Source organism: Pseudomonas sp. NBRC 111138 (genome assembly GCF_001320835.1).
Classification (GTDB): Bacteria; Pseudomonadota; Gammaproteobacteria; order Pseudomonadales; family Pseudomonadaceae; genus Aquipseudomonas; species Aquipseudomonas paracarnis.
Map to the genome: position 1 here is coordinate 1 of NZ_BCBO01000077.1, position 6,631 is coordinate 6,631.

5 protein-coding genes and 1 pseudogene are annotated in these 6,631 nt (G+C 59.4%); 4 read left to right on the plus strand and 2 right to left on the minus strand.

From position 1 onward, the window contains the following. Positions 1 to 165: 165 nt before the first annotated feature. Positions 166 to 942, minus strand: a complete 777-nt coding sequence (locus APH41_RS14360) for an AraC family transcriptional regulator (protein WP_054896634.1) — start codon at positions 940 to 942, stop codon at positions 166 to 168. A gap of 303 nt (positions 943 to 1,245) precedes the next feature. Between APH41_RS14360 and APH41_RS14365 the strand changes: the two genes are divergently transcribed. From APH41_RS14365 to APH41_RS14375, 3 genes are read left to right on the plus strand one after another with little or no spacing between them, the layout of a single operon-like run. Further along, complete coding sequence (locus tag APH41_RS14365; RefSeq protein WP_054919699.1) at positions 1,246 to 2,589, plus strand: CHASE2 domain-containing protein; 1,344 nt, start codon at positions 1,246 to 1,248, stop codon at positions 2,587 to 2,589. A 37-nt stretch (positions 2,590 to 2,626) separates the two neighbouring features. Further along, entirely contained in the window at positions 2,627 to 2,992 is a 366-nt protein-coding gene (locus APH41_RS14370; RefSeq protein WP_014716500.1) for a hypothetical protein, read from the plus strand. A gap of 13 nt (positions 2,993 to 3,005) precedes the next feature. After that, on the plus strand, positions 3,006 to 4,583 hold the full coding sequence (locus tag APH41_RS14375; RefSeq protein WP_054919702.1) for a M48 family metallopeptidase: 1,578 nt from the start codon (positions 3,006 to 3,008) through the stop codon (positions 4,581 to 4,583). An 81-nt stretch (positions 4,584 to 4,664) separates the two neighbouring features. On the opposite strand, the gene APH41_RS14380 is transcribed toward APH41_RS14375, so the two are convergent. Next, positions 4,665 to 5,951: an OprD family porin gene (locus APH41_RS14380; RefSeq protein ID WP_034125518.1), complete on the minus strand. Its 1,287-nt coding sequence runs from the start codon at positions 5,949 to 5,951 to the stop codon at positions 4,665 to 4,667. 407 nt (positions 5,952 to 6,358) lie between these two features. On the opposite strand from APH41_RS14380, the pseudogene APH41_RS14385 reads away from it, so the two are divergent. Further along, positions 6,359 to 6,631, plus strand: a pseudogene (locus APH41_RS14385) (TonB-dependent siderophore receptor); the annotation flags it as partial.

Below are 6,631 nucleotides of genomic sequence, written 5' to 3' on the forward strand. Positions count from 1 at the left end.
TGGCCGAGGCTGCGGCTCTGACAGACACCTGTGTTTTGGCAATGCGCGTCACTTCGGTCATCTACGCCCCGTCTGATTTATCCTTGTCGGTGGGGCAATCATAGAAAGGTCCGGCCGGGCGGGTATTGATGAGCACTGCTGAAGATTTGTTCAGGCCTGCCGGATTCACCTTACCCGCGAACTTCGTCGCACCGTGGCCGGCGTCAGGTCGCGGTTCTTTTTCAGGGCGTGGGTGAGTGCACTTTGATCGGCATAACCGACGCGGTGGGCGATCTCGGTGATCGACAGCGCGGTTTCGCACAGCAAGTCGATGGCACGGTTGAGACGCAAGGTGGCGATATGCGCAAAAGGCGTGCTATTCAAATGGCGAGCGAACAGCACGTAGAGTTGCCGCTCGCTGGTGCCTGCCACCCGTGCAATCTCGGTGGCGCTAAGCCGGCTGTCCAGATGGCTTTCGATGTAAGCGAGTGCCCGTGCCAGGGTGAACTGACCATGCTCAGGGATGATTCCGGGCGGCAGCGTCAGCGAAGACAGCAGCAAAGTACTCCAGGACTCCGCCACCTGAGGTGAACTGGTCAGCAAGGGCGCGCTGCGGCTGGCGTATTCGAGTAAATGGCGGATTTCCGGGCCTACTGGGAAAAAGCGTTTGTCGGCCTGGAGTCTGGTCGACAGGTCGAGATTCTTGGGCCCGCCGAACGTCGTGGCCGGCACGTCGAGTACCAGAAAGATATTGGCCTTTTGCGCCAGAAACGCATGGCGAGCACCGGCAGGAATTACCACGCCCTGACTCCAGTCGACCTTGCCGGCCCGACCGTCGACTTCGATGTCCATGGAGCCGGACTGCGGCAGCACGAGCTGATGAAAGTCGTGATCGTGCAATTCGACTTGGCCCGAATACGAACGAAGGGCCAGTGAAACCGCTGGGTTATCGTGACTGCCCATAGCGCCTCTCCGTTGGCTCAGGTTCACATCATGCCTGAGTCAGAGAACCCGGTGCCACTCCCGCGAGCGCTCAGGGGAGATGCGACGAGTCATCGGCAAGAACTCCTGCGGGACGCGGGCTGATTTCATCGCGGGCAAGCCCGGCGCCCACAGCGCAAAGCCCTGGCCAGGATAGGCCAGGGCTTTTTACGAATGACGACCCATGCGCCCATAGCGATATGGCACATAGCCACTTTTCCAATTGACACCCCCTCCCCACTCCGTTAAAAACCCCGCCTTGCTTGCGTTTTTATCGAGACATGGATGTTGTCCAAACCCCCGCTGTTCAAATACCGCCGCTATTGGCTGGCGGTCATCATCGTGTTGCTGGCGATTCTTGATCCTTTCGGCCTGGCCAGTTCCAGCGACAAGGCGTCGGCGCAGTGGCTCAATCGTATGTTCGCCAGTCACTACCCGAGCCTTGGGCAGCAGCGGGTGGCGGTGGTGTTGATCGATGATGCCTACCTGATGCGCAATAACAGTTCGTGGCCCATGCCCTATGGCGAGCAGAGCAAGTTGTTCAAGCGCTTGCTGGCGTACAAGCCCCAGGCGGTGTTTGTGGATTTGCTTTATAGCCACGACCACTCGTTTGGCGACCCGACGCGGGGCAGCCAGTTGCTGGCGAATGTGTTTGAGCGTTATCAACGCCAAAGCATCCCGTTGTGGCTGGCCAATACTGGGTTGACTCGGGCAGAGGCGGGCCAGGCGAATACGCTGGCGCCGTTCATGCAGGTGAGCCAGCCGGCGCTGGTTGTATGGGAAGGGGTGGATGACAAGTATCCACTGGCGATGCGCACACAGGCAGGGCTGATGGAAACTCCCGCCCTGTCGCTGTATCGAGTGTTCTGTGCCACGCAGCACTGCAAGCAGCCGCCGGTGGATGTGCAAGCCGCTGCGCAGCGCCAGCCCATCGCGGTGCAGTGGGGGCTGAAGCTGGCGCCCGAACAGGCACGTATTGCCGATATCCGCCACTGCGCGCCGGCACGGCATTTTTTGCTGGACGGGGTGGCGCAGTTATTTCAGGCGGTGTTCTGGAAGCTCGACGACTCGGCCCAGGCGCGCTGCCCTTATACGCTGACGTTGTCGGCCAGTGACCTGGAGGTCAGCGACCCCGATGACCAGGCACTGGTCGCCGACTTACTGCGCGACCGCCTGGTGTTGGTGGGCGCCAATATCGCGTCTACAGGGGACCTGGTGGAGTCGCCGGTACACGGCCAACTCCCTGGCGTTTACCTGCACGCCATGGCGCTGGACAACCTGATCAATGCGGGCATGGACTACGACCATGAACCTGCCAATTTCCCCCACTTGCCGTTCAATTGGCTGGACCTGCTGGAGCTCGGGCTGCTGGCGTTGATCGCCGTGCTCAAGGCGCTGCACGCACGTCGCCTGGCGGGCCATCGCACCTGGAGCCGGTGGCGGCGCCAGGAAATCTGGTTCTTTACCTCGCCGTGCCCGTCGTGGCTGTTGGTGATGTCGATGTTGGCGGGGGTCAGTGTGTTGCTGAGCCTCAATGACATCACCCCGGTCAACGTACTGGGCATTGTGTTGCTGTCGTTGGTGCTGTTCAGCGAGCGGATCGAAGCCTTCTTCGACCGCGATCGCTGAGTGCACCGCTCTGCTATCTGACTCAAGGAAACCAAGGATGAACAGAAGCCTCATCGTCTTGCTCGCCGCCCTCTTCACCCAGGGCGCCTGGGCAGAAACCCACAGTATCAAGGCGTTCCTCGCCGACCCGGTGACAGTGCTGGACGAGCAGGGCAAGCAACAACGTGAGCTGGCGAAAAAGGACGCGCCCACCCAGCCCCTGCCGGTATTGCAGTACAACCAGGCACTGGACCTGGTGCAGGTAGAACTGGCAGGCCAGAAGGTGTGGCTGGACACCATGGATTTGCGCATCGAGCCCCCGCTGAACGTCGTCGACCTGCCCTGCCAGGGCCTGACCAAAAGCCAGGCCAAGGACAGCCGCAACAACTCCACCATCGGTTTTGGTGCCGGCTGCAATCAATAAAAGGAGCGTTGCGGTGAAGGGATATCTAGTAGCAGCCAGCCTGTTGGCCAGTTCGGTGCTCAGTGGTTGCGCCACCTTGAAAGGCGCAGACCAGGCGTTTATGAACCTGGTGGGGCCCTCGACCCAGTCCCGGGTTCAGGGCCATTACGTGGATAACAGCGACGTACGCCAGTATTACAAGCTCGACCCACAGCGCCAGAGCCAGCAGCGTTTGAGCTACGACGGGCGTGCGGTACCGGCCGCTGAAGCGCGCCAGCAGAACCTGGTGGATATCCCGATGCTGCAAGGCTACTTGCAGGGCATCGTCACGCGCTTGTCCAAGGGCTGGCCGGGGGAGTTGCCGCCGCTGCAGGTGAAGATCACCGACAGCTATGGCTTCGGGCCGTCGGCAGACCCCTACGGCAACCTGTTCGTGCCGCTGGGCATGCTGGACAACGTCGCCAGTGAAGATGAAATCGCCGCGATGCTGGGCCATGAAATGAGCCACGTATTGCTGCATCACCATGACCGCATGGCCGCTTTCCAGCAACAGAAAGACATGTTTACCACCGTCGCCTCCACGGTCGCCTTGGCCACCATGGCTGCCGATACGGGCGTGGACCGCAGCTCCGGTACGATGAAACTGTTCAGTAAAGACCCAGCCGGCACCCAGAAGACCATCGGCAACACCGTGCTGTACACCGCTCTGGCCAATACCTTTTCCGATCAGGTATGGAGCACCGCCTGGGGCCGCAGCCAGGAAGACCAGGCCGACTTGCTGGGCACCGACTTGATGATCCGTGCCGGTTACGCGCCGCGAGCCGCCACCCATAGCCTGGAGCGCCTCAACGACTTCCAGGGCAAGCAGAAGCCCTTGCTCACGGGGTTCCTCACGGCGCGCAAGAATGCCATGCAGGATTCGCTGCAGCAGTTCAATCTCGACCAGTTCACCAAAGAGCTGGACGTGCTGGTCAAGGATGGCTTGACCACCGGCATCACCGCGACCAGCCAATACTTCAACCGCTCACATATGTCGGCCATGGACCGCGACACCGAGCTGCGCCAGTACTTGCAACGCGAGTATCGCCAGGAACGCCGCGCCCGGGTCAACCCGCAAAGCTGGTCGAAAATGAAGAATACGCCCCAGGTGGCGAAGGCTTTGCAGGGCTATAAAGACGCGTACTTCGCGATTGATGCCCTGGAGAAAAACAAGGTGCCAGACGCTGACGCTTTCATCCGCAAGGCCCTGGCTTCGCCGGTAAAAGACCAGCCGAGCATTCGGCGCGCTGCCTATACCGTGCGCCTGGCCCAAGGCAAAAACAGCGAAGCGGTGAAAGAGTTGCAGGCGATCAAGGACTGGTCCCTGGCAGGGCCTTCCACCTATGACTTGATGATCAGCTACCACCTCAAACGCGGTGACGGGCAATCGGCACTGGCGATGATCGACAAGGCAGAACGCAACCTGGGCTCGGAAGAACTGTTTATTACCGAGAAGCTGTTGGCCAACCAGCAACTGCAGAATGCGCAGCAGGTGCAAAGCGTACTGCGCAAATGCGAGCAGTACCCGACGCGCAAAGAGAACTGCAAAAAGCTCGCACCGGTCAAAGCCTGACGCCCCCGCGAGCGGACAATAAAAAACCCCGAACCAGTCGGGGTTTTTTATCGCCTGGCATCAGGCACGACATTCGATCAATTAGAAAACGTTGATCGGGTAGTCGGCGAACAGACGGATTTCGTTACCGCCTACGTTGTAGTTGCTGGCGTTGTTGGAAACGCGCAACCACGAGGCACGGGCACGCAGGCTCAGGTCTTTGGCTGGGCCGCTCTGTACCACGTACTTGAACTGGTTCCAGATTTCACGCTCGGTGCCATCGCCACGGCCAGTGCCGTCGTCGATGTTGGTGCCGCGCACGTAGGCAATGTTGTAGGTCAGGCCCGGTACGCCGAAGGTGGCGAAGTCGATGCCATAACCTGCTTGCCAGGAGCGCTCGTCCTTGCCGTTGAAGTCGGACCAGTAGGAGTTGGCCAGCAGGATGGTATTGCCGCCGTCGCCAATGCCGCCAGCGTTGCGGTAGCCACCGTACAGGTAGCCGGTGTCACCGGTGCTGCGCTGGTGAGCGAGGGTGAAGCTGTGCGCGCCAACGGCCCAGGTAGCGCCCAGGCTCCAGATCTTGTTGTCGCGAGCGTCCGCATCACCTTGGTTTTCCAGGGCGAAGCTGCGGTCCAGCTTGGTCTTGTAACCGTTGAAGTCAAACGTCAGCGACTGTTGTTCTGGCAGGGCCAGCACGTAGTTGACGTTGACGTATTGCTTCTTCAGCACGTCCTGCATGTCGGAGGCGTACAAAGCAGCCGACAGGCTTTCGGTGAATTTGTAGCTACCACCGATGTAGTTGATGCTCTTCAAACGGCCGCTGTCGCTGCCCTCGGCGCTCTTGCGAGCTTCCTTGGTGAAGTGACCAGCATCCAGTTGCAGGCCGGCGATCTCTTTGGAAACGATCGAGGTGCCCTCGTAGGTTTCCGACAGCAGGCGCGAGTTGTCGTATTGCAGGACCGGCACGGCCGGCATCTGCTGACCGTATTTGATCACGGTGTTGGAGATACGCGCCTTGACGGCTGCGCCGCCTTTGGCCAGGTCGTTGGCGGCTTCTCCGCTGTCACCTTGCTTGAAGAAGTCGATACCGCCAGCGCCGCTGCGACCTTTACCACCATCCAGGCGGATAGCGTATTGGCCAATCACATCCACACCCACACCGACGGTGCCTTGGGTGAAGCCGGACTCGAACTTGCCGATGAAGCCTTGGCCCCATTCAGCTTTGTCCTGCTTGCCGTTTTTGTAGTCACGGCTGATGTAGGCGTTACGTGCTGCGATGTTCAGGTGGCTGTCTTCAACGAAACCCTTGGATTGCTCCTGGTCGTTTGCCATTGCTGTCGATGCGCTCAAAATCCCCAGAGCGATCAGACTCATCCGTTGCTTCAACATTTTCTTATATTCCTTATTACGGGTTGAGTACGCGCTGTGACACCAGGCTCCTGTTGCTTTTCTGGTGTCGACCTTGCCAGCAAAAAGAAGGCCCGCGGACGACTGAACTGCCGCGGGCCTTTTTTATTGGATTTAGTCATGGTGGTTAGCCACAGGCGTTGGGCGCAATCCTATGCGGGCGTTGAACTATGTGTCAATTTCGTGAATCGTCTGTATTTAGGCGATATTCGTCTAAGCGGCGGGCTAAAGCGGCGGGATGAAAGCGTTGAAAACACCTTGATCAGCCTTTGGAAACACATTAAGTAACAAATCCGCATGCAATGCGTTAGGGAATAGATAACGCGCGCAAATGCAAAGCATTACCATTCGCGCACAATTTTCCTGCCATGTCATTTGGATACACTCCCATGCCTGCCCCTCGCCTGACGCCTCTCTCCCTTGGGCTCTCTGTCCTGCTGTCTGCTGGTTTTGCCGGTGCGGCCACGGTCCTGCCCGAAACCTCGATCAGCGTGGAAGCAGACGAAGACGACCCACGGGTCAAAGAGACCAGCACCGCCACACGCACCGCGACGGCTGTTCGCTATGTGCCCCAGGCGATCGACTCAGTCAAAACCGAAAGCCTGCGCTCCTATGGCACCAACGAGCTGGGCCAAGCGTTGAGCGGTATCCCCAACGTCAGC

What these genes read in the sequence shown, in the direction of transcription:
- APH41_RS14360 (WP_054896634.1), bottom strand. Translation starts at nt 942, where the DNA reads ATGGGCAGTCACGATAACCCAGCGGTTTCACTGGCCCTTCGTTCGTAT.
- APH41_RS14365 (WP_054919699.1), top strand. Translation starts at nt 1,246, where the DNA reads ATGTTGTCCAAACCCCCGCTGTTCAAATACCGCCGCTATTGGCTGGCG.
- APH41_RS14370 (WP_014716500.1), top strand. Translation starts at nt 2,627, where the DNA reads ATGAACAGAAGCCTCATCGTCTTGCTCGCCGCCCTCTTCACCCAGGGC.
- APH41_RS14380 (WP_034125518.1), bottom strand. Translation starts at nt 5,951, where the DNA reads ATGTTGAAGCAACGGATGAGTCTGATCGCTCTGGGGATTTTGAGCGCA.